25 protein-coding genes are annotated in these 25,172 nt (G+C 32.7%); 18 read left to right on the forward strand and 7 right to left on the reverse strand.

The genetic code is table 11. From position 1 onward, the window contains the following. The first annotated feature begins 226 nt into the window (after positions 1–226). Positions 227–781 (forward strand): thioredoxin family protein, encoded by a 555-nt coding sequence (locus LOS89_RS08575; protein ID WP_231834868.1) that lies wholly within the window; start codon positions 227–229, stop codon positions 779–781. A gap of 25 nt (positions 782–806) precedes the next feature. On the opposite strand, the gene LOS89_RS08580 is transcribed toward LOS89_RS08575, so the two are convergent. After that, entirely contained in the window at positions 807–1,310 is a 504-nt protein-coding gene (locus LOS89_RS08580; RefSeq protein WP_231834869.1) for a hypothetical protein, read from the reverse strand. 116 nt (positions 1,311–1,426) lie between these two features. Then, positions 1,427–2,359 (reverse strand): peptidylprolyl isomerase, encoded by a 933-nt coding sequence (locus LOS89_RS08585; RefSeq protein WP_231834870.1) that lies wholly within the window; start codon positions 2,357–2,359, stop codon positions 1,427–1,429. 74 nt (positions 2,360–2,433) lie between these two features. Between LOS89_RS08585 and LOS89_RS08590 the strand changes: the two genes are divergently transcribed. The 5 genes from LOS89_RS08590 (at position 2,434) to LOS89_RS08610 (ending at position 7,268) form a co-directional block, all read left to right on the forward strand. Further along, positions 2,434–3,243: a class I SAM-dependent methyltransferase gene (locus tag LOS89_RS08590; protein ID WP_231834871.1), complete on the forward strand. Its 810-nt coding sequence runs from the start codon at positions 2,434–2,436 to the stop codon at positions 3,241–3,243. 17 nt (positions 3,244–3,260) lie between these two features. Beyond that, positions 3,261–3,938 (forward strand): tRNA (guanosine(37)-N1)-methyltransferase TrmD, encoded by a 678-nt coding sequence (trmD, locus tag LOS89_RS08595; protein ID WP_231834872.1) that lies wholly within the window; start codon positions 3,261–3,263, stop codon positions 3,936–3,938. 51 nt (positions 3,939–3,989) lie between these two features. Next, a complete protein-coding gene (locus LOS89_RS08600) occupies positions 3,990–4,412 on the forward strand; it encodes a BLUF domain-containing protein (RefSeq protein ID WP_231834873.1) in 423 nt (140 codons plus the stop codon). Positions 4,413–4,532: 120 nt separating this feature from the next. Further along, on the forward strand, positions 4,533–4,889 hold the full coding sequence (rplS, locus tag LOS89_RS08605; protein WP_231834874.1) for a 50S ribosomal protein L19: 357 nt from the start codon (positions 4,533–4,535) through the stop codon (positions 4,887–4,889). 156 nt (positions 4,890–5,045) lie between these two features. Continuing rightward, on the forward strand, positions 5,046–7,268 hold the full coding sequence (locus LOS89_RS08610; protein ID WP_231834875.1) for an NADP-dependent isocitrate dehydrogenase: 2,223 nt from the start codon (positions 5,046–5,048) through the stop codon (positions 7,266–7,268). Positions 7,269–7,314: 46 nt separating this feature from the next. On the opposite strand, the gene LOS89_RS08615 is transcribed toward LOS89_RS08610, so the two are convergent. Continuing rightward, a complete protein-coding gene (locus tag LOS89_RS08615) occupies positions 7,315–7,992 on the reverse strand; it encodes a hypothetical protein (protein ID WP_231834876.1) in 678 nt (225 codons plus the stop codon). A 121-nt stretch (positions 7,993–8,113) separates the two neighbouring features. On the opposite strand from LOS89_RS08615, the gene LOS89_RS08620 reads away from it, so the two are divergent. From LOS89_RS08620 to LOS89_RS08650, 7 genes are all read left to right on the forward strand, one after another. Next, the gene (locus tag LOS89_RS08620; protein WP_231834877.1) at positions 8,114–10,486 is read left to right on the forward strand and encodes a TonB-dependent receptor; all 2,373 of its coding nucleotides are present in this window, start codon (positions 8,114–8,116) and stop codon (positions 10,484–10,486) included. A 4-nt stretch (positions 10,487–10,490) separates the two neighbouring features. Further along, entirely contained in the window at positions 10,491–11,318 is an 828-nt protein-coding gene (locus LOS89_RS08625) for a DUF4249 domain-containing protein (RefSeq protein WP_231834878.1), read from the forward strand. A gap of 79 nt (positions 11,319–11,397) precedes the next feature. Continuing rightward, positions 11,398–12,060: a thiamine diphosphokinase gene (locus tag LOS89_RS08630; RefSeq protein ID WP_231834879.1), complete on the forward strand. Its 663-nt coding sequence runs from the start codon at positions 11,398–11,400 to the stop codon at positions 12,058–12,060. A 41-nt stretch (positions 12,061–12,101) separates the two neighbouring features. Further along, positions 12,102–14,090 (forward strand): excinuclease ABC subunit UvrB, encoded by a 1,989-nt coding sequence (gene uvrB / locus LOS89_RS08635; RefSeq protein ID WP_231834880.1) that lies wholly within the window; start codon positions 12,102–12,104, stop codon positions 14,088–14,090. A gap of 125 nt (positions 14,091–14,215) precedes the next feature. Beyond that, positions 14,216–14,689, forward strand: coding sequence for a DMP19 family protein (locus LOS89_RS08640; RefSeq protein WP_231834881.1), 474 nt, complete (start codon positions 14,216–14,218; stop codon positions 14,687–14,689). Between the two features lie 52 nt (positions 14,690–14,741). Next, a complete protein-coding gene (locus tag LOS89_RS08645; protein WP_231834882.1) occupies positions 14,742–15,176 on the forward strand; it encodes a VOC family protein in 435 nt (144 codons plus the stop codon). A gap of 325 nt (positions 15,177–15,501) precedes the next feature. After that, complete coding sequence (locus LOS89_RS08650) at positions 15,502–16,392, forward strand: DUF6252 domain-containing protein (RefSeq protein WP_231834883.1); 891 nt, start codon at positions 15,502–15,504, stop codon at positions 16,390–16,392. 34 nt (positions 16,393–16,426) lie between these two features. Here LOS89_RS08650 and LOS89_RS08655 read toward each other — a convergent pair whose 3' ends face one another. Continuing rightward, complete coding sequence (locus LOS89_RS08655; protein WP_231834884.1) at positions 16,427–16,828, reverse strand: TerB family tellurite resistance protein; 402 nt, start codon at positions 16,826–16,828, stop codon at positions 16,427–16,429. A gap of 42 nt (positions 16,829–16,870) precedes the next feature. Here LOS89_RS08655 and LOS89_RS08660 point away from each other — a divergent pair, with 42 nt between their 5' ends. The 3 genes from LOS89_RS08660 (at position 16,871) to LOS89_RS08670 (ending at position 18,805) form a co-directional block, all read left to right on the forward strand. Then, positions 16,871–17,659: an alpha/beta hydrolase gene (locus LOS89_RS08660; protein WP_231834885.1), complete on the forward strand. Its 789-nt coding sequence runs from the start codon at positions 16,871–16,873 to the stop codon at positions 17,657–17,659. Positions 17,660–17,730: 71 nt separating this feature from the next. Next, the gene (locus tag LOS89_RS08665) at positions 17,731–18,177 is read left to right on the forward strand and encodes a DUF1456 family protein (protein WP_231834886.1); all 447 of its coding nucleotides are present in this window, start codon (positions 17,731–17,733) and stop codon (positions 18,175–18,177) included. A gap of 106 nt (positions 18,178–18,283) precedes the next feature. Then, on the forward strand, positions 18,284–18,805 hold the full coding sequence (locus LOS89_RS08670; protein ID WP_231834887.1) for a hypothetical protein: 522 nt from the start codon (positions 18,284–18,286) through the stop codon (positions 18,803–18,805). 24 nt (positions 18,806–18,829) lie between these two features. Here LOS89_RS08670 and LOS89_RS08675 read toward each other — a convergent pair whose 3' ends face one another. The 3 genes from LOS89_RS08675 to prfA all read right to left on the reverse strand — a co-directional run bounded on the left by LOS89_RS08675 (position 18,830) and on the right by prfA (position 21,606). Then, positions 18,830–19,627 (reverse strand): ABC transporter substrate-binding protein, encoded by a 798-nt coding sequence (locus LOS89_RS08675; RefSeq protein WP_231837053.1) that lies wholly within the window; start codon positions 19,625–19,627, stop codon positions 18,830–18,832. A gap of 13 nt (positions 19,628–19,640) precedes the next feature. Further along, positions 19,641–20,453, reverse strand: coding sequence for an orotidine-5'-phosphate decarboxylase (pyrF, locus tag LOS89_RS08680; protein ID WP_231834888.1), 813 nt, complete (start codon positions 20,451–20,453; stop codon positions 19,641–19,643). Positions 20,454–20,532: 79 nt separating this feature from the next. Next, complete coding sequence (gene prfA, locus LOS89_RS08685; protein ID WP_231834889.1) at positions 20,533–21,606, reverse strand: peptide chain release factor 1; 1,074 nt, start codon at positions 21,604–21,606, stop codon at positions 20,533–20,535. A 187-nt stretch (positions 21,607–21,793) separates the two neighbouring features. Between prfA and LOS89_RS08690 the strand changes: the two genes are divergently transcribed. Both LOS89_RS08690 and LOS89_RS08695 read left to right on the forward strand, forming a co-directional pair. Next, a complete protein-coding gene (locus LOS89_RS08690; RefSeq protein ID WP_231834890.1) occupies positions 21,794–23,938 on the forward strand; it encodes a TonB-dependent siderophore receptor in 2,145 nt (714 codons plus the stop codon). 59 nt (positions 23,939–23,997) lie between these two features. Continuing rightward, entirely contained in the window at positions 23,998–25,170 is a 1,173-nt protein-coding gene (locus tag LOS89_RS08695) for a PepSY-associated TM helix domain-containing protein (RefSeq protein ID WP_231834891.1), read from the forward strand. The last annotated feature ends 2 nt before the right edge of the window (positions 25,171–25,172 follow it).

The following is a 25,172-nucleotide window of genomic DNA, read 5'->3' on the forward strand; positions in this document are numbered from 1 at the left end:
GTGCAAAAGTAAGAAAATGCCTTTCTAAAAAAAAGTATTGACGCATTTTGTAACAATAAAAGATTAGGTACGTATAATTACCGAGTGCAATTTTAAAAAATTTATTTAGGAACATTTATTGAAGAAATTAAAAAATTAAAAAAATCTGTTTAAATTTCTCAAATCTGTGTCATCTGTGTTCCAAAATACAATTAAGCATATTCAAAATTCTAAATTCTAATTTCAAATGGCTCAAACTCCTTCTAACATGTTACCACTAGGCACTATTGCTCCAGATTTCAATTTGAAAGATACTAATGCTACTGATTTTAAAACTTTTTCTGATTGTAAAGGTGAAAAAGGAACAGTAGTGATGTTTATTTGCAATCATTGTCCGTTTGTGCATCATGTGATGGAAGAAGTAATTCGTGTGGTGAATGATTATCGTGTGCAAGGCATTGGATTTGTGGCGATTTCAAGTAATGATGTTGTAAAATATCCACAAGATGCACCCGAATTAATGACCGAATTTGCCTTTGAAAACGGATTTGAATTCCCATATTTATATGATGAAACTCAAGAAGTAGCCAAAGCTTACGATGCGGCTTGTACGCCTGATTTTTATCTTTTTGACAATCAAAACAAACTAGTTTACCGCGGACAATTAGATGACAGCCGACCAGCCAACGGCATTCCATTAAGTGGTTCCGATTTACGAAGTGCAATTGATGGTGTGGTTATGAATAGATTAATTAATCCAGAGCAGAAACCTAGTATTGGTTGTAATATTAAGTGGAAGTAAAAAAGTATTTAGTGGTCAGAAAAAACTACTTTCTAACTAAAATCACTTCAATTGGATTATTACTTCTTGGTCCGAAAGTTCTGGCTTGGCGTTCGTTTTCACTCGAACACAAAATATACATATTAAAAACTTGCAATTGGACTAATTGCTCATTGTATTTCCCTTTTGTATCTTGAATTTTAATATAGAATTCTTCTGCAGGAAAGGTATTGGTTACTGAAAGTAAGTAGGTATCTCCAGCATAAGGAAAAAACCATTTTTCGGGTTCGTTTGGTTTGCTTATTAAATGATTTCGAGTAAAAACCAAAGCTTGATTACCGTATTTCCAACTGTATTTATTATTCTCATTGATGACTTCTTCTCCTTTTTCGTTAACCAACGTGATTTTTAAATCGGGAATATTATCTGTTTTTCCTTCTTCATGGGCTTTTACAACCAAATACGAAGTAAAATCAAACCCACAATGCGGCACTTGCCCGAATGAGATCAGAGAAAGAAGAAGAAAGAAAAATAATATTTTGGTTTTCATAGCTTGGAATTATGGGTAAAAATACAAAAATGATACCAAAGAAAAAATCCCAAGACTAAGTCTCAGGATTTCTTTTAAATATACTTTTTACTTTTAGCTTTTTACTTTGGACTTAATTATTTAACATCCATTAATTCTACATCAAATACTAAAGTTGCATCTGGTGGAATAACCCCTCCAGCACCTCTAGAACCGTATCCTAAATAAGATGGAATTACAAAACGAGCTTTGTCTCCCACTTTCAATAAAGCAATACCTTCGTCCCAACCTTCGATAACTTGTCCAACACCTAAAGTGAAGTCAATTGGTTGTTTTCTTTTGTAGGAAGAATCAAAAACTTGTCCATTTTCTAATGCTCCTTGATAATGAACTGATACTTTTTTACCGTTTTCAGCTTGTTTACCAGTTCCTTTTTGGATGATTTGGTAACGTAAACCACTTTCAGTCTTTTGAAAACCAGCAGCTAATTTTTCCAAAGCTTCCTCTGCCATTTTTTTTTGCTCTGCAATTCTTTTTTCTCTTGAACCTTCAAATGTTCTGAAAGCTTCGATAGCATTCCATTTTTGAGCTTCTTCTCCTACTCTTACAATTTCTAACGTATCAATCGTATCCCCTTGAGCAATTGCATCTACCACATCTTGTCCTTCGACAACGTGACCAAAAACTGTGTGTTTTCCGTCTAACCAAGCCGTTTCAATATGTGTAATGAAGAATTGAGAACCATTTGTTCCAGGTCCAGCGTTTGCCATCGATAAAACTCCAGGTCCATCGTGACGTAAAGTTGGGTGAAACTCATCATCAAAGTTGTAACCAGGACCACCTGTTCCTTGCCCTTGAGGACAACCACCTTGTATCATAAAATCAGGAATTACACGGTGAAATTTTAATCCGTCGTAATATGGTTTTCCCATTGGACGTGCTGAATTTTCTAATTGACCTTCTGCTAATCCTACGAAATTCCCAACCGTTCCTGGTGTTAAATCGTGCGTTAATTTTACTAAAATAGTACCTCTTGAAGTATTGAATTTAGCGTATATTCCGTTTTCCATGCTTTTGTTTTTAAATTTGAAAGTGCAAAATTACAAAATTAATTGGTAGTTTTGATAAACAAATATCGATTCGAATGGAAGCTAATGATTACCTTAATATCAACAAACAGACTTGGAATAACAAAGTAGAGATTCATATAAACTCTGATTTCTATGACATGGAAGGTTTTCTGAAAGGAAAATCAACATTAAATTCGATTGAATTGGATTTACTTGGAGATGTTTCAGACAAAAAAGTGTTGCACTTACAATGTCATTTCGGTCAAGACACCATGACTTTAGCTAGAATGGGCGCCAAAGCTACCGGAATTGATTTGTCTGACAAAGCCATTGAAAAAGCTAGAGAAATCAACAATAATTTGAATTTAGATGCAACTTTCATTTGTTGCGATATTTATGATTTGCCGAATCATTTAGACGAAAAATTCGATATTGTTTTCACAAGTTATGGCACAATTGGTTGGTTTCCCGATTTAGACAAATGGGGAAAAATAATTTCGCATTTCTTAAAACCTGATGGAAAATTTGTCTTTGCCGAATTCCATCCTGTAGTTTGGATGTTTGACAATAATTTTAAAGAGGTTTTCTATAATTATTTCAATGTCGAACCTATTTTAGAAGACGAATCGGGAACTTATGCCGATAAAGAAGCTTCACTTCAAACCACAACCATTACTTGGAATCATCCGATTTCAGAAGTCTTAAACGCTTTGATTTCAAATGAATTGGCTATTAATTGTTTTAACGAATTTGATTATTCTCCTTACAATTGTTTCAATCAAACCGAAGAATTTGATTCCGAAGGTTCGGAAAAAAAATTCCGAATCAAGCATTTGGAAAACAAAATTCCAATGGTATATTCGCTTTCGGCAACTAAAAAATAAACTCCTATCTTTGCAACATGCGAATTGATATTATTACCGTTTTACCAGAATTAATGCGAAGTCCATTTGAGGCTTCAATAATGAAACGTGCTATTCAAAAAGAATTGGTAGAAGTACATTTTCACAATTTAAGAGATTACACTACCAATAAACAAAGAAGTGTGGATGATTATCAATTTGGTGGAGGTGCTGGTATGGTAATGATGGTGCAACCCATAGACGATTGTATTTCGAAACTAAAAAGTGAAAGAACTTACGACGAAATTATATACATGACGCCAGATGGTGAAACCCTTAATCAAAAAATGGCGAACTCAATTTCGATGTATGAAAATATAATGATTTTGTGTGGCCATTACAAAGGTGTTGATCAACGTGTACGCGACATGCACATAACACGAGAAATTTCGATTGGTGATTATGTATTGAGTGGTGGAGAAATTGGAGCAATTGTTTTCTGCGATGCTATTATTAGGTTAATTCCAGGAGTTTTGAGTGATGAAACTTCAGCATTAACAGATAGTTTCCAAGATAATTTATTATCTCCTCCTATTTATACTCGTCCTGCTGAATATAAAGGATTGAAAGTTCCTGAAGTACTATTGAGTGGTAATTTTGGAAAAATTGAAAAATGGCGTGAGGACATGGCTTATGAGCATACCAAAAATAGAAGACCCGATTTATTAGAAGACTAATTTTTTTAGTTTTATTTTTTTTGTAAATTTAAGGTACTAATTTCTACCAAGATGCAACGCATAATATATTTAAGCTCAGGAGTAAAAATTTTTTCTGACGAAGAAATCAATGAGCTATTAAATGTTTCAAGAGTTAATAATCAAAAAAGTGGTATAACAGGATTACTGCTTTATTCAGATGGTAATTTCATGCAAATTTTAGAAGGGAAAAAAGAAGCAATTGAAAACACTTATAGTAAAATCCTAACCGACTCAAGACATAGAAACATAATACTGATTTCAAATGAGACCATTAAGAAGAGAAACTTTTCAGAATGGAAAATGGGATATAGTGTTATCAATCCTGATTTTCTGAAAAAACATCCAGAAATTAATCCTTTTAAAGTTCAAAAAACTTCGAAAATAGATACAATAATAACCACTTTTATAGAAACATTTTTAAATTCATTCCGAAATACAGTACTTTACAATTAAAAATGAGTACAAAAGTTTTGGATTTTAAATAAAATAACTTAATTTTGCACCCACTTTGAACCAACCTCTGGCGATAGACGTGTATGTTGCTTTAAATCAAACTTTTATAATACTAAGACTATGTCAAATTTAGTTGATTTCGTTAATAACGAATTTGTTACAAAAAAAGATTTCCCTGAGTTTGGTGCTGGTGATACAATCACTGTGTACTATGAAATTAAAGAGGGTGAAAAAACTAGAACTCAGTTCTTCAAAGGAGTTGTAATCCAAAGAAGAGGTGCTGGAGCAACTGAAACTTTCACAATTCGTAAAATGTCTGGTTCTGTTGGTGTAGAGCGTATCTTCCCAGTTAACATGCCAGCTTTACAAAAAGTTGAAGTTAACCAAAGAGGTAAAGTTCGTAGAGCTCGTATCTACTACTTCAGAGATCTTACTGGTAAAAAAGCTAAAATCAAAGAAAGAAGATACAAAAACTAATTCTTCTTTTATTCATAAAAAAAGCCGCAACTATGTTGTGGCTTTTTTTATTGAATTTTATTCGATTTTTAAGTAAAATCACCTAATTATTTCTTAGTAATTTCCTATATTTGGCAGATTTATTAAAACATATACAACATATAACAAATAACTTTCATGTCCAATCAATCCAAAATAATGTATACGATTACGGATGAGGCGCCAATGTTGGCAACTCACTCGTTTTTACCTATTGTAAAGGCTTTTACAAAACCAGCAAATATTGAAATTGAAACTAGAGATATTTCACTAGCTGGAAGAATATTAGCAAATTTTCCTGAATTTTTAAATGAAGACCAAAAAGTTGGTGATGCACTTACAGAATTAGGTCAATTAGCAAATACTCCAGAAGCTAACATTATTAAATTACCAAACATTTCGGCTTCAGTAATTCAATTAAAAGAAGCAATTGCTGAATTACAATCACAAGGATTTAATATCCCTAGTTATCCTGAAGAACCTCAAAACGATACTGAAAAAGAAATCAAAGCAAAATATGCTAAAGTTTTAGGTTCAGCAGTAAATCCAGTATTACGTGAAGGAAACTCTGATCGTAGAGCGCCAAAGGCAGTTAAAAACTACGCAAAAGCAAATCCTCACAGAATGGGAACTTGGGCTGCAGATAGCAAAACAGAAGTAGCTCACATGAATTCAGGTGATTTCTACGGAACTGAAAACTCTACAACTGTTGAAAAAGACGGAAAATTCCGAATCGTTTTCAATTCAGATAACGGAACAACTTCAGTTTTAAAAGATTTCGCTAATTTAAAAGCTGGAGAAGTTATTGATAGTTCTGTTATGAACTTAAACGCTTTAAAGCAATTTGCAGCAGCTACAATTGCTGATGCTAAAGCTAAAAACGTAATGCTTTCAGCCCACTTGAAAGCAACAATGATGAAAGTTTCTGATCCAATTATCTTTGGTGCTATTGTTGAAACTTTCTTCGCTGATGTTTACAATAAATATGCTGATTTATTCAAATCATTAGATATTAATCCAAATAACGGATTACAAGATTTATACAATAAAATTACTGGAAATGCACAGGAAGCTGAAATTAAACAAGCTATTTCTAATGCATTAGCTAACGGCCCACGTGTTGCCATGGTAAATTCAGACAAAGGAATTACCAACTTCCATGTTTCTTCAGATATTATTGTTGATGCTTCGATGGCAGCTTTAGCACGTAGCGGAGGTAAAATGTGGAATGCTGAAGGAAAAGAAGAAGACACAATTGCTATTATTCCAGATCGTTCTTACGCTGGTTTTTACTCAGCTTGTATTGATGAAATGAAACAAAATGGAGCATTAGACCCAAAAACTATTGGTTCTGTTCCAAACGTTGGATTAATGGCTCAAAAAGCAGAAGAATATGGCTCTCACGATAAAACATTCCAATTAAAAGAAAATGGAGTTGTAAACGTAGAAGATGAAAATGGAAATGTTTTATTATCTCAAAAAGTTGAAGCAGGAGACATTTTCAGAATGTGTCAAACAAAAGATGCTCCTATCCAAGATTGGGTAAAATTAGCTGTAAATAGAGCAAGATTATCTGATACCCCAGCTATTTTCTGGTTAGATAAAGATAGAGCGCATGATAGAGAAATAATCAAAAAAGTTGAAAAATACCTAAAAGATTACGATACTGCAGGTTTAGACATTCGTATTATGGATGTTAAAGATGCGATGAAAGAAACTTTACGAATTATCCGCACAGGTAAAGATGTGATTTCTGTTTCTGGAAATGTATTACGTGATTACTTAACAGACTTATTCCCTATTTTAGAATTAGGAACGTCTGCAAAAATGTTATCAATAGTTCCATTAATGAATGGTGGTGGCTTGTTTGAAACTGGTGCAGGTGGATCTGCTCCAAAACACGTTGAACAATTTGTAGAAGAAGGCTACTTACGTTGGGATTCATTAGGTGAATTCTTAGCATTACAAGCATCTTTAGAGCATTTAGCGCAAACTCTAAACAATACTAAAGCACAAGTTTTAGCAGATACATTAGATGAAGCAAATGCAAAATTCTTAGCAGAAGACAAATCGCCAGCAAGAAAAGTAGGTGGAATCGACAATAGAGGTTCGCATTTTTACTTAGCATTGTATTGGGCTGAAGCATTAGCAAATCAAACTAAAGACGCTGAATTAAAAGCTAAATTTAGCCCTATTGCAGAAGAGATGATTGCTAACGTATCTAAAATTGATATTGAATTAATCGCTGCTCAAGGAAAAGCGCAAGAAATAAAAGGTTACTATCATCCAAGTTTTGAATTAACAGACAAAGCAATGCGACCAAGTAACACATTAAATACTATCTTAGCTAAATTAAACTAAGCTAAATATTTTATAAAAAAAGCGACCTAAAATTAGGTCGCTTTTTTTATTCACTCTTTTTTTCCGGCTGTTTTTCGTTTATTATAACTATTGAAGCTTTTACCCCTGTTGTTAGATTCCATTCATTAGAAGTTATCAACTTCCCTGAATCATCAAACACACTAAAAGCTGCAGTATTAGGTCCTGAAGTTCCTTGATTTAGCGCAACGAAATCCAATCTATTAAATCCGTCTCCTAAATCTATATAGTATTCTTTTGGAGCTGCTTCCAACAAAATATTATAGACAACTTCTCTATCATTATTATACAAGGTTACTCTATCTCCGTCTGGATATTCGTGATCTCTACAGACAACTTTTAAATATTTAGTTTTAACCTTAAATTCTCCTAAAAATTGATTTGAACGATATTCCGCTTTAACTTCTTTATCCTGATTATTTAATTTTCTTTTTATTTCTTCGCCTGGATTTTTAAATTCATTTTTTTGAACCAAAACACTTTCTTCCCCTTTTTTCTGATTCAAAATAGAATATCGCTTTAAGTAGCTATCATCTTTATCAAAAATACTTTTGTATTTCAAAGTTACAGTATTAGCTTCAGTATCCACTTTTGCGGGCTCGTCCCAATTCAACTTTAACTTAGTCGTTTTAAAAGGAGAATCTTTCTGAGCCAAAACCGACGCAAATTGAAAGAAAAATACGAATATGAATAATCTTGTTTTCATTTGTACTGAATTCTAGTTGGTAAAATTAAAACAATAATTGATTTTTGATTACAAATTAACATTTGTTTTAAATTATTGCACTTTTTTTTTGTGAAATTTGTAGTACAAAATCCATACCGAAATGAAGCATCGTCTAAAACTCTTCTTGTTTTTACTCTTATTCTCAATTCTTGGTTTTGGACAAGAAAAAGTAACGCTTAGCGGGGTAATTTCTGACGCAAACAACAATGAAACTTTAATTGGTGTTTCAGTTTATATAAGTGATTTAAACATTGGAGCTTATACTAACGAATACGGATTTTATTCTATTACACTACCTAAAGGAAATCATACAATTCAAATAAGTTATTTGGGATTTGAAACCATTTCAGAAGAACTCGAAATTCTTCAAAACACTAATAAGAATATTAGGCTTAAAGAAAGCAATCAAGAACTTAAAGAAGTTGTCATAACGGAGAACACCGATAAAACAAATATTAAAAAACCTGAAATGAGTGTTAACAAACTTTCAATTAACACTATTAAACAAATGCCTGTTTTATTAGGTGAAGTTGACATTATCAAATCGCTTTTACTTTTACCTGGAGTAACAAATGCTGGTGAAGGACAATCTGGTTTTAATGTTCGTGGTGGTGGTGCCGATCAAAACTTAGTGCTTTTAGACGAAGCAACTTTGTACAATACTTCACATGTTTTTGGTTTGTTCTCCGTTTTTAATGCCGATGCAATTAAAGATTTAAAATTATACAAAGGTGGAATTCCTTCTCGATTTGGTGGTAGAGCAGCTTCTGTTTTAGATGTTTATCAGAAAGACGGAAATAGCAATAAATTCAGTATGAATGGTGGAATAGGATTAATTTCAAGTCGTTTATTAGCTGAAGGACCAATTGTAAAAGACAAAGGTTCGTTCTTAATTTCTGGTCGTGGTTCTTATGCCCATTTATTTTTAAAACTGACCGACAATGAAAATTCGGCTTACTTTTATGATTTGAATACAAAATTGAATTACAAACTCAATAAGAACAATAACTTGTATTTGTCAGGGTATTTTGGTAGAGATATATTCAATTTGAATGAATCGTTCCGAAACACTTATGGCAACACTACTTTAAACATGAGATGGAACCATTTATTTTCTGATAAATTATTTTCTAACTTATCCTTAATTTACAGTAATTACTTCTACGGACTTGAATTAGATTTCATAGGATTTAACTGGAAATCAACCATTCAAAATTATAACCTGAAATACGATTTTAAATACTATTTATCGGATAAAATCAAGTTTAATTTTGGAGCCAATATCACCAAGTTTGATATTAATCCAGGAACTATTGAACCTTTAGACGAAAACTCTTCAATCAATTACCGTCAATTAGATAAAAAATACGCTTTTGAAAATGCTCTTTATGCTGAAGTTGAACAAAATCTATCTAAAAAGTTGTCAGTCATGTATGGATTACGATTCAGTTCGTTTTACAGAGTTGGTGCATCTACAATAAATTATTACGACAATAACCAACCTGTTTTATATGATGAAGATTTAAAAATTTACGAAAAAGCGACACCTTCAAGTACCAAATATTTTGGTTCAAATGATAAAATAGCAGACTATTCGAATTTTGAACCACGATTTACAATCTCATACGAATTGAATAAAGATCAATCAATAAAAGCAGGTTACAATCGAATGGTTCAATACATGCAATTGGTTTCAAATACAGCCTCACCTACTCCATTAGACGTTTGGACACCAAGCGATAATTACATTAAACCTCAAATTGCTGATCAAATTGCAGTAGGCTATTTCAAAAACTTTAAAGACGGAGATTATACTTTAGAACTAGAAACGTATTACAAAAAAGTAAAAAACAGAATCGATTATATTGATGGCGCTGATTTAATTGCAAACGAAGCTATTGAACAAGTAATTCTTAATGGTAGAATGCGTTCTTATGGTTTAGAAATGATGATTCGTAAAAATGAAGGAAGATTAAACGGATGGATTGCCTATACTTTATCACGATCAGAACAACAAACTCCTGGTAGAACAGCTACTGAAGTAGGCATCAATAATGGTGATTGGTATCGCTCTGCTTATGATAAAACCCATAATTTGGCCATAACAGGAAATTACAAATTAAGTAAAAAATGGAGTTTTGGCGCTAATTTCATCTTACAATCTGGACAACCTGTTACATTTCCATCAGGAAAATATGTTTTTCAAGGCGTAACCGTTCCAAGTTACAATTCGAGAAATAGAGACAGACTCCCTGCTTATCACAGATTGGATATTTCGGCAACTTTAACACCAAAAAAATACGAAAATAAAAAATTCAAAGCCGAATGGGTTTTTGGTATTTACAACCTTTACAGTAGATACAATGCGGCTTCAATTACATTTAGACAAAATGATGAAACCGGAACAAATGAAGCGGTAAAACTATCCATTTTTGGTATTGTCCCTTCAGTGTCGTATAATTTTAAATTTTAAAATCATGAAAAACCTTTCTATATACATATTACTATTTGTGACATCATTATTTACAATAAGTTGTGAAGAAGTTGTTGATGTAAATTTAAACAATTCGGAACCAAAATTGGTTATCGAAGCTGTAATTAAATGGCAAAAAGGAACAACCGGAGAAAATCAGACTATTAAACTTAGTTTAACAAATGATTTTTATACCAATGATGTTTTACCAGCAAATGATGCCGTAGTTACCATAACAAATAGTGCTAATGTTGTTTTTAATTTCGTTCAAGTGCCTAATACAGAAGATTATGCTTGTGATAACTTTCAACCTGTTATTGGAGAAACTTATCATTTAGAAGTTCTTTATGAAGGAGAATTATATACTGCAACAGACGTTTTGTATGCTACTCCGGATATTATTAATGTAGAACAAGAAACGGTAACAGGTTTTGGTGGTGACGATCAAATTCAGGTTAAATATTTTTATCAAGATAATGGTGCAGAGGAAAACTACTATTTACTACAAGTTAAAAACCCTAACAAACAAATCCCAGAATTTGGAGTTATTAGCGATGAGTTTTTTCAAGGAAATGTTATGTTTGGATTTTATGGAAGTACCGAAACCGAACCTGGAATTACTTTAGATTTGAGCGTTCAAGGTGTTTCTAAAGGTTATTATAATTATATGAATAAATTAATTACTATTGCTGGTAGTGGTTCTGGAAATCCATTTGCAACGCCACCAGCTACAGTAAGAGGAAATATTAGCAATACTACAAATAATCCAAATTATCCTTTGGGTTATTTTGCACTTGGCGAAGTGTCTACTGTTGAATATTTGGTTCAGTAATTTATTACCGATTTAGATTTTTAAAAGGTATTGCAGTTCCTGTTTTTAAACGATATCTTTACTGCTTTAAATTTAGAAAATGTCTTCACATCATATAGTTAGAGATGATCAAGAACCTGCATTAATAATTGCTAACGGTGCTGAATGTAGCGAAGAATTATTAGGTCAATTACTCGAATGGTCACCATTAGTAATTGTATTAGACTCTGCTATTGAAAGAGTTTTAAAATTAGGAATCAAAGTAGATGTGTTACTTGGTGATTTTGATCGTGGATTTGACCCAGAATATTATTTAGAAAAACAATATCCTTTAGAAATTGTTTACGCTCCTGACCAAAATAAAACTGATTTAGAAAAAGCATTTGATTACCTCATCGAAAAAGGTCATAAAGCGGTAAATGTAATTTGGGCGACTGGCAAACGTGCTGATCATACAATTACTAACATTACAAGTATCGTTAAATTCAGAAATAAATTGAAAATCGTATTACTTGACGATCATTCTAAAATATTTTTATTACCCAACACTTTTGAAAAATGGTATACTAAAAACACTCCTATTTCACTCATTCCAATAGGAGAAGTTACCGGAATTCATTCTTCTAATCTTTTTTATCCATTATCCAACCATTCCTTAACAATTGGATACAAAACAGGAAGTAGCAATCATGTTACCAAAGATGGAATAGTGACAATCACGCACGAGCAAGGAGATTTATTATTAATGGAATGTTGGGATTAACTTTGTAACTTTGTAATCATATTTTACAACATGTCTATTAAATGAAACTCCAAGTTATTTCCGATTACAAACCTACTGGCGACCAACCTCAAGCTATTGAAAAACTTTCAAAAGGTATTTTAAATGGTGAAAAGTATCAAACACTTTTAGGAGTTACAGGATCTGGAAAAACATTTACAGTAGCTAATGTTGTGCAAGAAGTGCAACGTCCAACCTTGATTTTGGCGCACAATAAAACATTAGCCGCACAGTTGTATTCTGAGTTTAAACAGTTTTTCCCTAATAATTCGGTGCAATACTTTGTATCATACTACGATTATTACCAACCCGAAGCGTTTATTCCTGTAACAGGAACTTACATAGAAAAAGATTTATCGATTAATGATGAACTTGAAAAACTTCGATTAAGCACTACTTCGGCCTTACTATCAGGAAGAAGAGATATTATTGTAATTTCATCTGTTTCATGTCTGTACGGTATCGGAAATCCAGTGGAATTTCAAAAAAACGTAATCAATTTAGAAATTGGACAACAAATTTCGAGAACTAAATTATTACATCAATTGGTGCAAAGTTTATATTCGAGAACCGAAGCAGAATTTGCCGCTGGAAATTTCAGAATTAAAGGTGATATTGTAGAAATTTATCCTAGTTATGGAGACGAACCTTTCCGAATTCACTTTTTTGGAGATGAAATCGAAGAAATAGAAGCATTTGACTCAAGAACAGCTCAGGTTATTGAACGTTATGAAAAACTGACAATTTATCCAGCCAATATGTTTGTTACTTCTCCAGATGTATTGCAAAATGCCATTTGGGCAATCCAACAAGATTTGGTAAAACAAGTGGATTATTTCAAAGAAATCGGAAAACATTTAGAAGCAAAAAGACTAGAAGAAAGAACTAATTTTGACTTAGAAATGATTCGAGAATTAGGCTATTGTTCTGGAATTGAAAATTATTCTCGTTACCTTGACGGAAGAGAACCTGGAACACGACCTTTCTGTTTATTGGATTATTTTCCAGATGATTTTTTAATGGTTGTTGACGAAAGTCACGTTACTATATCACAGGTTCACGCCATGTATGGAGGAGATAGAAGTCGAAAAGAGAACTTAGTAGAATATGGTTTCCGATTGCCTGCTGCTATGGACAATCGCCCGTTAAAATTTGAGGAGTTTGAAGCCTTACAAAATCAAGTTATTTATGTTTCTGCAACTCCTGCCGATTACGAATTGCAAAAATCGGAAGGAATTTATGTAGAACAAGTAATTCGTCCAACTGGATTATTAGATCCAATCATTGAAATTCGTCCTAGCGCTAATCAAATTGACGATTTAATCGAAGAGATTCAACTTAGATGTGAAGCTGACGAACGTGTTTTGGTTACTACTTTAACCAAACGTATGGCGGAAGAATTGGCAAAATACTTAACAAAAGTGGCTATTCGTTGTCGTTATATTCATTCTGATGTAGACACTTTAGAGCGAGTTGAAATCATGCAAGATTTACGTAAAGGAATTTTTGATGTTTTAATTGGTGTTAACTTACTTCGTGAAGGGTTGGATTTACCCGAAGTATCGCTAGTAGCTATTTTAGATGCAGACAAAGAAGGTTTTTTAAGAAGCCATCGTTCGTTAACACAAACTGTAGGTCGTGCTGCTCGTAACGTAAATGGAAAAGCGATTATGTATGCTGATAAAATTACGGCATCGATGCAAAAAACAATAGATGAAACCAATTACAGAAGAGAAAAACAAATACGCTACAATACAGAAAACAACTTACAACCAAAGGCTTTAAATAAAAGTTTAGGAAGTGCATTGAGCGGAAATTCGGTTTCAACAGGATATTTTGAAAAAGAAGCTTTAAAAGCAGCTGAACCTGAAAGTTTGTACTTATCAAAACCTGAAATTGAAAAGAAAATTCGAGACTTACGCAAAATGATGGAAAAAGCAGCAAAAGAACTCGATTTTATGCAAGCAGCTAAACTAAGAGACGAGATAAAAGTATTACAAGACAAACTATAATAAACTCTTTGTCAAGCTGAACTTGTTTCAACTTCTCAATCAAATGAAAATTAGATTCTGAAATCTTTAGATTAAACGAAGTTAATCAAGTTCAGAATGACAGAAATAACATTAATAAAAATACCATGAGCAATATTGCAAACATTTTAAAACTTGAAGACGAAATCCAAATTATTGAAGCAATTGGTGAAATCATTTGGCAAAAAAAAGAAGAAACCGAAGACTTTTCTACACTAACTGATGAAGAAAAAGTTTTTGTTTTTGTAGATCTTTTTGAAGGTGCTATGGGCGAAGGTGGTTTTCAATTTTTCTTCAATTCAGATGCAGGTGATTTTGTAGAAGAAATCATCACTTCGTATAACGAAATCAAAGCTGTGAAAACAGCAAAATTAATTTCTAAAGCTTTAGAATTATTTCCAGCAAATAAATATTCTCCAGATGCTGAAATAAGAAGTGCTTTTATTGCAAAAGCAGATGAAAACATTCTTTCGGGTTGGGAAGACTTAGACGAATTATTCTTTGAAAACGAAACGGAAGAAGATATTGTAACTTTAATAGTAGACTATATTAAAGCAAATGAAGATCAATTTGGCTCTTAATTTTTAATAAAAATTACGTACATTTAGTAATCAATCTTAAAACTATAAAAACATGGCAGCAGTAAATGTATATTTAACGTTTAACGGTAATACCGAAGAGGCTTTTAATTTTTACAAATCGGTTTTTGGTGGCGAGTTTAGCTACATCGGTAAATTCAAAGATATGCCTGCAGATGAAAATTGTCCTCCTCCAAGTGAAGAAGAAGGCAATCGTATTATGCACGTAAGTTTACCAATTAGTAAAGAAACTGTTCTAATGGCAAGTGATAGTACATCTTTTAGTGGCGATGTAACTTTCGGGAATAACTTTTCAGTTTCTATTAATGCGGATAGCAAAGAAGAAGCAGATAAATTGTTCAACGGACTTTCAGCGGGTGGAAACGTAATTATGGCAATGGAAAAAACATTCTGGGGCGCTTATTTCGGAATGTTTACTGATAAATTTGGTATCAATTGGATGGTAAATTTTGACGAAATGCCTAAATAATTAATTGTGGTGTAATTATCAAAAACGTCAATTCGAGTGTTTTTTGTGTAATAAAATGTAACAAAAAATGTATCGAGAATCGTTTTTGAAATCAATTTTTCTATTTCTCGATACAATTTTCTATCGAAAATCACTCGAAAAGACGAAAAATTAAATTAAAAAACAATTACACCCAACGCCAACGGGTTATACAAATACAAAAACTTCCCTAGATGAATTGTCTAGGGATTTTTTTTAACATAAAAAGATAAGAAATTGACATAAAGTTAAAAACTTGTCAGATAAGTTTTAATATTTTATTTTTGAGAAATTAATCAAATCAAATATGAAAAAAATTCTTTCTCTTATCGCATGTTTTGTACTTTTACAATCATGTTCTGATGATTCTGAATCTAATGATTCACTAACAGGTTCTATTACCGCTACAATTGATGGTCAAAATTGGAGATCAAATATTGCAATTGGTGCTATACAATCTGCAAATTTTAGTGGAATTAATGGTAGTATACTTCAAATTTTAGGTACTACTTCAAATTCTTCTACGTTAGCCATTAATATCCCTTTACAAAATTTAGCTCCTGGAACATATACTTTTAATGGATATGACGCAACTGGAAGTTTGAGCTACACTTCCATGACTGATTTATATTCTTCTGATGAAACTGATGGAACATTTACCTTTACAATTAGTTCATACAATAGTGACAATGGAACTATTTCAGGAACGTTTAGTGGAACATTAATTGGTTTTGACTCACCAACACCTATGTCTGTTACAAATGGTACTTTTAACAATATTTCAATAGTTAGTCAGCAATTATATTCTAACGGAAATATGTCTTTAAAATTAAATAGCGGAACAGTTTTCAATATGGATGCTGATAGTAGTGATAATTTATTTTTAATAATTCAACAAGTTGATGAAGCAAACAAAATTGTAGTTTACGGAAACAATACAAACCCAGGAGCAGATTATGGTATTTATTCTATTATGATTCCTAAAAATGCAACTGTAGGTTCACACGCAATTGATGGAAATAATTATGACGCTGGATTTAATAATAATTCCAATATAACGTACACAACAACTGGAGGTACTATAAACATTACCTCTCATAACGGAAATACTATTGTAGGAACTTTTAATTTTACTGCAAATGGTAATTCTCAAACCATGACAATTTCACAAGGTAATTTTAGCATTACTTATAACTAAAAAAAAGAGGGTGATTACTTAATCACCCTCTTTTTTAATTATGTTGTTCTGTAAATACCGACAATAAAACTTCTCCATCGACCATTCGATCTGGGGAATTTTTCATTAAATGCAATACGCGTTTCATTGCATACGGATTCAATCCCATATTAATTCCAATTTCATTGATTTTAATTTGCTCTGCTTCGTGTAAAACACCATCGCAATGCATTATTAAAGCCAAACGATAAAATTGGCAAATACGGTGAAACTCATCTTTTATTACAGTAACAGAACCTCTCGATTTAAACAATTGATGAAAAGTATCTTTCTCGATTTCCAATTCCATAGCAACCATTTCTAAAAAATCGTACTCCCTATCGTGCAATTCGCCATCAATTAAGGCAAAAGCAATCATTTCCTGTAATAAACTTATTTTTTCTTGGTAACTGTCCATCAAAATAGTAATTTTATATCATACATCTATTCAAATATAAAAATGAAAAACCAGTATTTACGCTTTTTGGTCTTTTTTTTATTAACATACTACTGTGGATCGTCGCAAGGAAAAGTAAGTACTTTTACGATTGAAGCCCCACAATTAAAGACTTCTAAGAAAATTTGGATGTATTTGCCACACAATTACGAAACCTCCGAAAAGAAATATCCAGTGCTTTACATGCACGATGCTCAAAACCTATTTGATGCCAAAACTTCTTATGCAGGCGAATGGCGAATTGATGAAACTTTAGATAGTTTAAAAGCCGAAATTATTGTTGTAGGAATTGAACATGGTAATGAAAAACGATTAGACGAACTCACTCCTTTTCCTAACAAAGAGTATGGTGGCGGAAATGCCAACGCTTATTTGGATTTTATAGTTAACCAATTAAAACCATATATCGATTCGAATTACCGAACCAAAACCAACAAAATGAATACCGCTATTGGCGGAAGTTCTTTAGGCGGATTGGTTTCGTATTATGCAATTTTAAAATATCCTGAAATCTTTGGAAAAGCAATGGTTTTCTCTCCTTCTTTTTGGTTCAACGAAGAAATGTATTCCTTAACAGAAAACGCTAAAAAACTAAAAACCAAACTTTACTTTATGTGTGGTGATAGCGAAAGCGAAACTATGGTAAGCGATATGGATAAAATGACACATTTGGTAAACGAAAAAAGATGTACTTGTATGCATTTGACCAAAAAAGTTGTTGTAACTGGCGGAAAACATAATGAAAATTTATGGGCGAAAGAATTTGGAAAAGCGTACCTTTGGCTCTTCTAAACTGGTTTGTGTTTATTGCTGATTATTTATTACATATCAACTAAGAACCAAAACCATAAACTGTAAACAAAATGAATAACAACGATATATTTAAAAAGTTACGTGTAGCCTTACAATTACGTGACGACCAAATTATTGAAATATTAAACTTGGTTGACTTTAGAGTTTCTAAAGGAGAATTGGCAAATGTTTTTAGAAATGAAAACCATCCTAATTATATGGATTGTGGCGATCAGTTGTTGCGTAATTTCTTAAACGGATTGGTTATTCATTTGCGAGGCACTAAAGAAGATCCAAAAGACCCGAAAGAAGTTTTAAACCAAATTGCCAAAAGCAAAATGCCTTTAAGCAAAGACAACAAAAAACAAGCTTCTAAAGAAGGCGATAAGAAACCTTTTAAACCAAAAGGGACAACCGATAAAAAACCTTTTGGACAAGGAACACCCTCAACAAAAAAACAAAAACCAGAAAGTCCAGTAGAACGTTTTAAGTTTAACTCTGGCAAGAATAAAAAGTAAATAGAATCCTCAAGAAATTGAGGATTTTTTTGTTGTTAGGATGTACTATTATTTTTATATTTGATATTACTAATTGTAGCACATAAACATATAAATATAGGATTATATGGGTTACTTTATTGCTTATATAAACGTTGGCAAACTTATGAAACAGAACCCACTTGAGCATTGGATAAATACAGACAAAAAACTCAATGACCTAATCGTTGAAATCGAATCAATAGACAAAACCTTGACTGAAAAGGCGGAAATAGCATTTGAGAAACTTTCAGAATTATATAAAATCCCTAAAATGCCAACAGATATTGAAGATGAGGAACTAGATGATGATGAATTTGACGGAGTAACTTACAAAAGGTCTCTTTTTGAAGAACATGCTCTGATTAAATATTTAGCAGATGAAAATGAAGACCCACGTGGAATAGTTTTATCTGCAGTATTTCATTTGTTAAACGATTATCGAGTTGACTTATTCCAAGTTGCGGAAAAAGAATTTGGAAAAAATATTCCTGAAAAATGTCGAATTGGAATAAAAGGAGAAGGCTATAATGGAGAAGTGGTTTTTCCTCAAAAAGAAACTAAAAGTTGGATTGAATTAGGATGTAAAATAATGAAACAAATAAATTAAAAAAACACATTGATTTATTCTAAACTATATCTTAGAATGCAATATTTTAAAATACTCAAACGCTTTTAATAATCGACTGCCATACCAAGAAAACATTTCGCCATCAACAAAAACAGTTTTCGCGTGATGAGTAAAACGCCCTATTTCAAAAGCATGTTCGTCTTTAAACGGAAAGGGTTCAGAAGATAAAAATACATAATCAGGGTCGCCTTCTAGTCGGATTTTTTTTAATTCAACTTCTGGATAGCGACCTTCTTTATTTTCATAAATATTTTCAAAGCGATTAAGTTGTAGCAATTCGCTGATAAACGTATCGTTTCCTGCTACCATGTGTGGATTTGACCAAATAAAATAAGCTACTTTCTTTATAGGTTTATCTTTGATAAATTGCTTAAAATCTTGATGTGCAAAATTAATTTTATCAATCCATTTTTGTGCTTCGGTACGTTTGTTAAACAACTGACCAAAGTCTTGAATCATTTGTAAATTATCTTCAATCGTCAAAATATCGGTTACCCAAACTGGACAAATTTGAGCTAAATCTTCCACAATTTCTTTTGTATTTTCTTCCTTATTGCAAATAATAATATCAGGTTGTAATGCTTGTATCTTGTCAAACTTTACATTTTTAGTACCTCCAATTATTGTTTTAGAAGCTTTAAAATGAAGCGGATGCACACAGAATTTAGTAATACCAACAATGTTATCTTCTAAACCCAAATCGTAAAGCAATTCGGTTTGCGAAGGCACTAATGAAACGATACGCAATGGCGAAGTTTCAAATGTATGTTGGGTTCCTAATTGATCTGTAAGCTGCATTATTGAAGACTCTAAATTATCCTAAAATTGTTGCCATTTCTTGTTGCAACTTCAATGCTTCTTCCCTAGCCTTTTCAGCGAAATCAACACCATTTGAAGCGTAAATAATTCCTCTCGAAGAATTGATTAACAAACCAACATTTTTGCTCATTCCATATTTACAAACCTCAGCTAAACTTCCGCCTTGAGCTCCTACTCCAGGAACTAACAAGAAACTATCAGGAACTATTTTTCGAATTTCGGTAAAGTATTCTGCTTTAGTTGCACCAACTACATACATTAAATTATGTGCATTTTTCCAAGTTTTAGAAGTTTCTAAAACCACTTTGTATAATTCCTTACCTGCTACATCTTTGGTTTGAAAATCAAAAGCACCTCCATTAGAAGTTAAAGCCAACATAATCGTGTGTTTGTCTTCAAAAGCTAAGAAAGGTTCAACTGAATCTTTTCCCATATAAGGCGCAACAGTTACCGAATCGAAATCCAAATCATTGAAAAAGGCACGAGCGTACATTGAAGAAGTGTTACCAATATCCCCACGTTTTGCATCGGCAATAGTGAAGATTTCTGGATATTTCTCGTTAATGTAATTGATTGTTTTTTCTAACGATTGCCAACCTTTTATTCCATAAGCTTCATAAAAAGCAGTATTGGGTTTATACGACACACACAAATCGTGAGTAGCATCGATAATTGCCTTATTAAACTCAAAAATTGGATCTTCGGTTTGTAATAAATGTTCGGGAATTTTATTTAAATCGACATCCAAACCAATACAAAGAAATGATTTTTTAGTTTGGATTTGGGAAATAAGTTGTTCAGTAGTCATGGTGTTGTTGTTTGTCGCAAATTTGCGAAATATTTTTGATTTTGGATATAAAAAAAGCCTCAATAAAGAGGCTCTTATATTAAAAAACTTCGCTTTCTTTTAATTTTTCAGTGTTTGCTACTAATTGTAACTCCTCAATCATTTTATGAAGATTTCCATTCATAAAACCATCTAAATCGTAAATACTTAAACCAATTCTGTGGTCTGTAATTCTTCCTTGTGCATAGTTATAAGTACGAATTTTAGCAGAACGGTCTCCAGAACTTACTTGAGAATTACGCTTCTTAGCATCTTCTTCTTGCTTTTTAGCCAATTCCATTTCGTATAAACGAGAACGTAAAACAGTTAACGCTTTGTCTTTATTTTTATGTTGTGATTTCTCATCCTGACATTGCGCTACTAATCCAGTAGGAATATGCGTCATACGAACAGCCGATTTCGTTGTATTTACCGATTGTCCACCAGGTCCTGACGAACAGAAAAAGTCGATACGAACATCATTCATATCAATTTGAACATCAAATTCCTCTGCTTCTGGCAAAACCATTACTGTTGCAGCCGAAGTGTGAACACGACCTTGAGTTTCAGTTTGAGGAACACGTTGTACACGGTGAACACCCGCTTCAAATTTCAAAGTTCCGTAAACATCTTCACCAGTTACTTCAAAAATAACCTCTTTAAATCCACCAGAAGTTCCTTCACTAACATCTACAACAGAAGTTCTCCAACCTTTACTATCGCAATATTTTGTATACATACGGTATAAATCACCTGCAAAAATAGAAGCTTCATCACCTCCAGTACCTGCACGGATTTCTACCATAACGTTTTTCGCGTCTTCTGGGTCTTTAGGAATCAACATAAATTTGATTTCTTCTTCCAATTGTGGTAAACGTTCTTTAGCTTCGTCTAATTGCATTTTAGCCATTTCAACCATTTCGGCATCCGAACCATCAGCAATGATTTCCTTCGCTTCATTGATATTTCCAACTAAGTTGATATACTCATCGCGTTTTTCAACTAGCTCTTTTAAGTCTTTGTATTCTTTATTTAATTGTACATAACGCTTTTGATCGGCAATTACATCAGGTTGAATAATCAAATCTGATACTTCGTCAAAACGTTGTTTTACATATTGTAATCTATCTAACATGGCTGTTATTTATTTTGGAGTGCAAAGTTACAATTTTAGTTGAAAGTATAAAAGTTTCTGTCTTTAAAAGTTTTACAATTGAAAATCAATCATTTAAAAATTTTATTTAAATTAAGTCTAAATAAATTTTGTATTTTGGTTTTGACTCAATATTTTTGCATTGTTATTTTAATTAAATCTAAATAAAATGAATAAAATAGTATTATCAACGCTTTTATTGTCTTCGCTACTAAGTTTTAGTCAAGAAAAAGCGGATTCAACTAAAGTTTTAAAAGAAGTTACTGTTGAAGGCACAAGAGAAAACAAGTACAAAAAAGAAAGCAGTACCACCGTTTCTAAAATGCCTTTAAAGGATATTGAAAATCCACAAGTGTACAATTCTATTCCGGCCAATCTTTTAAAAGAACAGGTGGTTACCAACTTAAACGACGCGCTTAAAAACGCAACTGGTGTAACGCGTCTTTGGGAATCTACAGGTCGTAATGGCGATGGTGCCGAATATTACTCAATGCGAGGTTTTTCAGTTCAACCAACCATGACAAACGGTTTACCATCCTTAACCAACACAACTATCGATCCAATCAACATCGACAACATCGAAGTGATTAAAGGTCCTTCAGGAACGTTGTTTGGAAGTAGTGTGATTTCGTATGGTGGATTAATCAACGTCGTAACTAAAAAACCGCATCAACAATTTGGTGGTGAAATCAGTTACAACAACGGAACCTATGGAAGCAATCGCGTTACTGCAGATGTTAATCTTCCTCTGAATGAAAAAGCTGCGGTTCGAATTAATTCGGCTTACACCACAGAAGAATCGTTTCAAGATGCTGGATTTTCAAATGCATTCTTTTTAGCGCCTTCATTAAAATATGAGGTAAACGACAAATTAACTTTCTTAGTAAATACTGAATTTTACAAAAATACATCGGCAAAACAAAGCATGATTTTCTTGAGTCGTTATGCTCCTCTTTCATTTGACTCAATGGAATTATTTGATAGAAACTACAAGAGATCTTTTACATCGAATGATTTGACTATGAACAACAATTCGTTCAACATGCAAATGCAAGCGTTGTATAAATTATCGAACAATTGGACTTCACAAACGGTTTTATCTAAAAGTACAACAAAAACAAACGGATATTATCACTATTTATGGGATTCTGCCAATGGCGACGAATTCACAAGATTTATTTCAAAAGCAGATGGAACGTTCTACACTACTGACATCCAACAAAATTTCATTGGAGATTTCAAAATCGGAAATATGAGAAATCGCATGGTAGCTGGATTGGATTATTACAATTCAAGATTATTGAATGGAGGAACGGGTCGGGTTGCGAATGGAACTGTTTCTTTAGTGAATGGAACCGATACCGGAGTTCTAACACAAGCAGGAACTGACGCTCTATTAACTGGAAGTTTTGCCGGAAATACAGAAGCCAATCAAGAAATCATGAGTGCTTACGTTTCTGATGTATTAAATGTTACCAATAAATTATCAGTAATGGCAAGTTTACGTTTGGATTATTTTGACGGAAAAACTTCGCAATATGATAGCGAAGAAACAAAAGGACAAGTTGCTTTATCTCCAAAATTTGGTGCGGTATATCAAATTGTTGAAAATAAAGTTTCTCTTTTTGGTAATTATATGAATGGTTTCCAAAATGTAGCTCCAACAACAGTTGCTGATATCGACGGAAGCAATCCAAGAACTAAAGAATTTGATCCAGAACAAGCAAATCAGCTAGAAGTAGGTCTAAAAACAAGTTTGTATAAAGATATTATTTCAGCCTCGGTGAGTTATTATGACATTCGAGTGAAAGACCGCGTAATTACTGACCCAAACAACATCAACAACTCCATTCAAGGTGGTGAAGTAGAAAGCAAAGGTGTTGAAGTAAGTATCGTAGCCAATCCAATCAAAGGATTAAACGTTATTGCAGGTATCAGTCATAATGATGCAGAAGTTACAAAAGAATCTCCTGGCGACGGATATTTAGGCTTACGCCCAGAAGAAGCTGGTCCAGAAACGTTAGTGAATTTTTGGGCAAATTATACGGTAACAGAAGGACAATTAAAAGGTTTCGGAATTGGTTTTGGTGGCAACTACGCTAGCGAATACAAAACTTGGAACAGAGCCAACACAGGAACTTTCGCCTTACCTGATTACACGGTTTTAAATTCAGCTTTATCGTATGACAACAATACATTTAATGTGACATTAAAATTAAACAACCTTTTAAACGAAAAATACTATTCAGGTTGGTCAACTATAACACCTCAGCGCTTAAGAAGCATTACTGCAGGAGTAACATATAAATTTTAGTTTAGTTTCAGTTAATTTAAGCAAGCTCCTCATTTCGGTGGGGAGTTTATCATTATCACATGAAAAAATTAGGTTTCAAAAAAGGAATTCGAAAATTACATCTCTGGTTAGGACTATCAACGGGCTTGATTGTTTTTATAATCTCGATTACAGGAGCAATTTATGTTTTTCAAGAAGAGATTACAAATTATCTTAGAAAAGATGCCATATATCATAACGAATCGGATATAGCAACAAAAAAGCCACTTCCTTTAAAAGTTCTAGAACAAAAAGTAGATGCTTTCACCAATGAAAAATACCAGATTCATTGGGCAACCATTCCTATAGATAAAAGTAGAAGTTATATTTTTTATTATTACGAAAGAAATCCGGAAGGATGGAACTTTTTCGAAGAATACGTCATTTACAAATCGGTTTACATAAATCCGTTTACAGGAGAAATAAAAGGCGTTTATGATGAAACTGCTGATTTTTTTAACATCATAAAATCTATTCACTACAGTTTTATGCTAAAAACGGAATGGGGAACGTATGTATGCGGAATTCCAACATTAATTTTTCTTTTCATGCTGGTTTCTGGAATTATTTTATGGTGGCCAAAAAACAAAAACGCAAGAAAACAACGCTTTTCATTCAATTGGAAAAACGTAAAAAGTTGGAAACGCAAAAATTATGATTTACACAATATTTTGGGTTTCTATGTTGCTTCTGTAGCTTTTGTAGTTGCTTTTACTGGACTTTTTTATGCTTTCTACTTTATTCAGGCAATTTTATATGTCGTATTTTCTGGAGGAAGTACAACTTATCCCGATTTTTCACATATCAAAACAAAAGCTCCAATTGAAATGAGAAACGAGCATACTTTGGACAAAATAGGTAAAAAAGTAGAAGAGCTATATCCAGATGCTTTTCAATACAGTTTGGATTTTGGTTACGAGCATTTAGATGATCACGAACATCCTAACTATGATGTTTTTGTAAAACAACTCTCCTATTCGTATCATGTAAATCACAGTTTAATTTTTGATGAAAATTCAGGGGAATTATTACACCAACATTCTCATAAAGATAAAAATTTAGGTGAAAAAGCCGTAGCCGCAAACTACGACACACATATTGGAGCCATTTTTGGCATTTGGACAAAAATTATTGCTTTTGTAGTGAGTTTGGTTTGTGCTTCATTACCTGTTACTGGTTTTTTAATTTGGTGGGGAAAACGAAATAAAAAGTAAAT

This window comes from Flavobacterium channae (genome assembly GCF_021172165.1).
Lineage (GTDB): Bacteria > Bacteroidota > Bacteroidia > Flavobacteriales > Flavobacteriaceae > Flavobacterium > Flavobacterium channae.

Coding starts and splice junctions, on each gene's coding strand:
- LOS89_RS08575 (WP_231834868.1), top strand. CDS start 227: ATGGCTCAAACTCCTTCTAACATGTTACCACTAGGCACTATTGCTCCA.
- LOS89_RS08580 (WP_231834869.1), bottom strand. CDS start 1,310: ATGAAAACCAAAATATTATTTTTCTTTCTTCTTCTTTCTCTGATCTCA.
- LOS89_RS08585 (WP_231834870.1), bottom strand. CDS start 2,359: ATGGAAAACGGAATATACGCTAAATTCAATACTTCAAGAGGTACTATT.
- LOS89_RS08590 (WP_231834871.1), top strand. CDS start 2,434: ATGGAAGCTAATGATTACCTTAATATCAACAAACAGACTTGGAATAAC.
- trmD (WP_231834872.1), top strand. CDS start 3,261: ATGCGAATTGATATTATTACCGTTTTACCAGAATTAATGCGAAGTCCA.
- LOS89_RS08600 (WP_231834873.1), top strand. CDS start 3,990: ATGCAACGCATAATATATTTAAGCTCAGGAGTAAAAATTTTTTCTGAC.
- rplS (WP_231834874.1), top strand. CDS start 4,533: ATGTCAAATTTAGTTGATTTCGTTAATAACGAATTTGTTACAAAAAAA.
- LOS89_RS08610 (WP_231834875.1), top strand. CDS start 5,046: ATGTCCAATCAATCCAAAATAATGTATACGATTACGGATGAGGCGCCA.
- LOS89_RS08615 (WP_231834876.1), bottom strand. CDS start 7,992: ATGAAAACAAGATTATTCATATTCGTATTTTTCTTTCAATTTGCGTCG.
- LOS89_RS08620 (WP_231834877.1), top strand. CDS start 8,114: ATGAAGCATCGTCTAAAACTCTTCTTGTTTTTACTCTTATTCTCAATT.
- LOS89_RS08625 (WP_231834878.1), top strand. CDS start 10,491: ATGAAAAACCTTTCTATATACATATTACTATTTGTGACATCATTATTT.
- LOS89_RS08630 (WP_231834879.1), top strand. CDS start 11,398: ATGTCTTCACATCATATAGTTAGAGATGATCAAGAACCTGCATTAATA.
- uvrB (WP_231834880.1), top strand. CDS start 12,102: ATGAAACTCCAAGTTATTTCCGATTACAAACCTACTGGCGACCAACCT.
- LOS89_RS08640 (WP_231834881.1), top strand. CDS start 14,216: ATGAGCAATATTGCAAACATTTTAAAACTTGAAGACGAAATCCAAATT.
- LOS89_RS08645 (WP_231834882.1), top strand. CDS start 14,742: ATGGCAGCAGTAAATGTATATTTAACGTTTAACGGTAATACCGAAGAG.
- LOS89_RS08650 (WP_231834883.1), top strand. CDS start 15,502: ATGAAAAAAATTCTTTCTCTTATCGCATGTTTTGTACTTTTACAATCA.
- LOS89_RS08655 (WP_231834884.1), bottom strand. CDS start 16,828: ATGGACAGTTACCAAGAAAAAATAAGTTTATTACAGGAAATGATTGCT.
- LOS89_RS08660 (WP_231834885.1), top strand. CDS start 16,871: ATGAAAAACCAGTATTTACGCTTTTTGGTCTTTTTTTTATTAACATAC.
- LOS89_RS08665 (WP_231834886.1), top strand. CDS start 17,731: ATGAATAACAACGATATATTTAAAAAGTTACGTGTAGCCTTACAATTA.
- LOS89_RS08670 (WP_231834887.1), top strand. CDS start 18,284: ATGGGTTACTTTATTGCTTATATAAACGTTGGCAAACTTATGAAACAG.
- pyrF (WP_231834888.1), bottom strand. CDS start 20,453: ATGACTACTGAACAACTTATTTCCCAAATCCAAACTAAAAAATCATTT.
- prfA (WP_231834889.1), bottom strand. CDS start 21,606: ATGTTAGATAGATTACAATATGTAAAACAACGTTTTGACGAAGTATCA.
- LOS89_RS08690 (WP_231834890.1), top strand. CDS start 21,794: ATGAATAAAATAGTATTATCAACGCTTTTATTGTCTTCGCTACTAAGT.
- LOS89_RS08695 (WP_231834891.1), top strand. CDS start 23,998: ATGAAAAAATTAGGTTTCAAAAAAGGAATTCGAAAATTACATCTCTGG.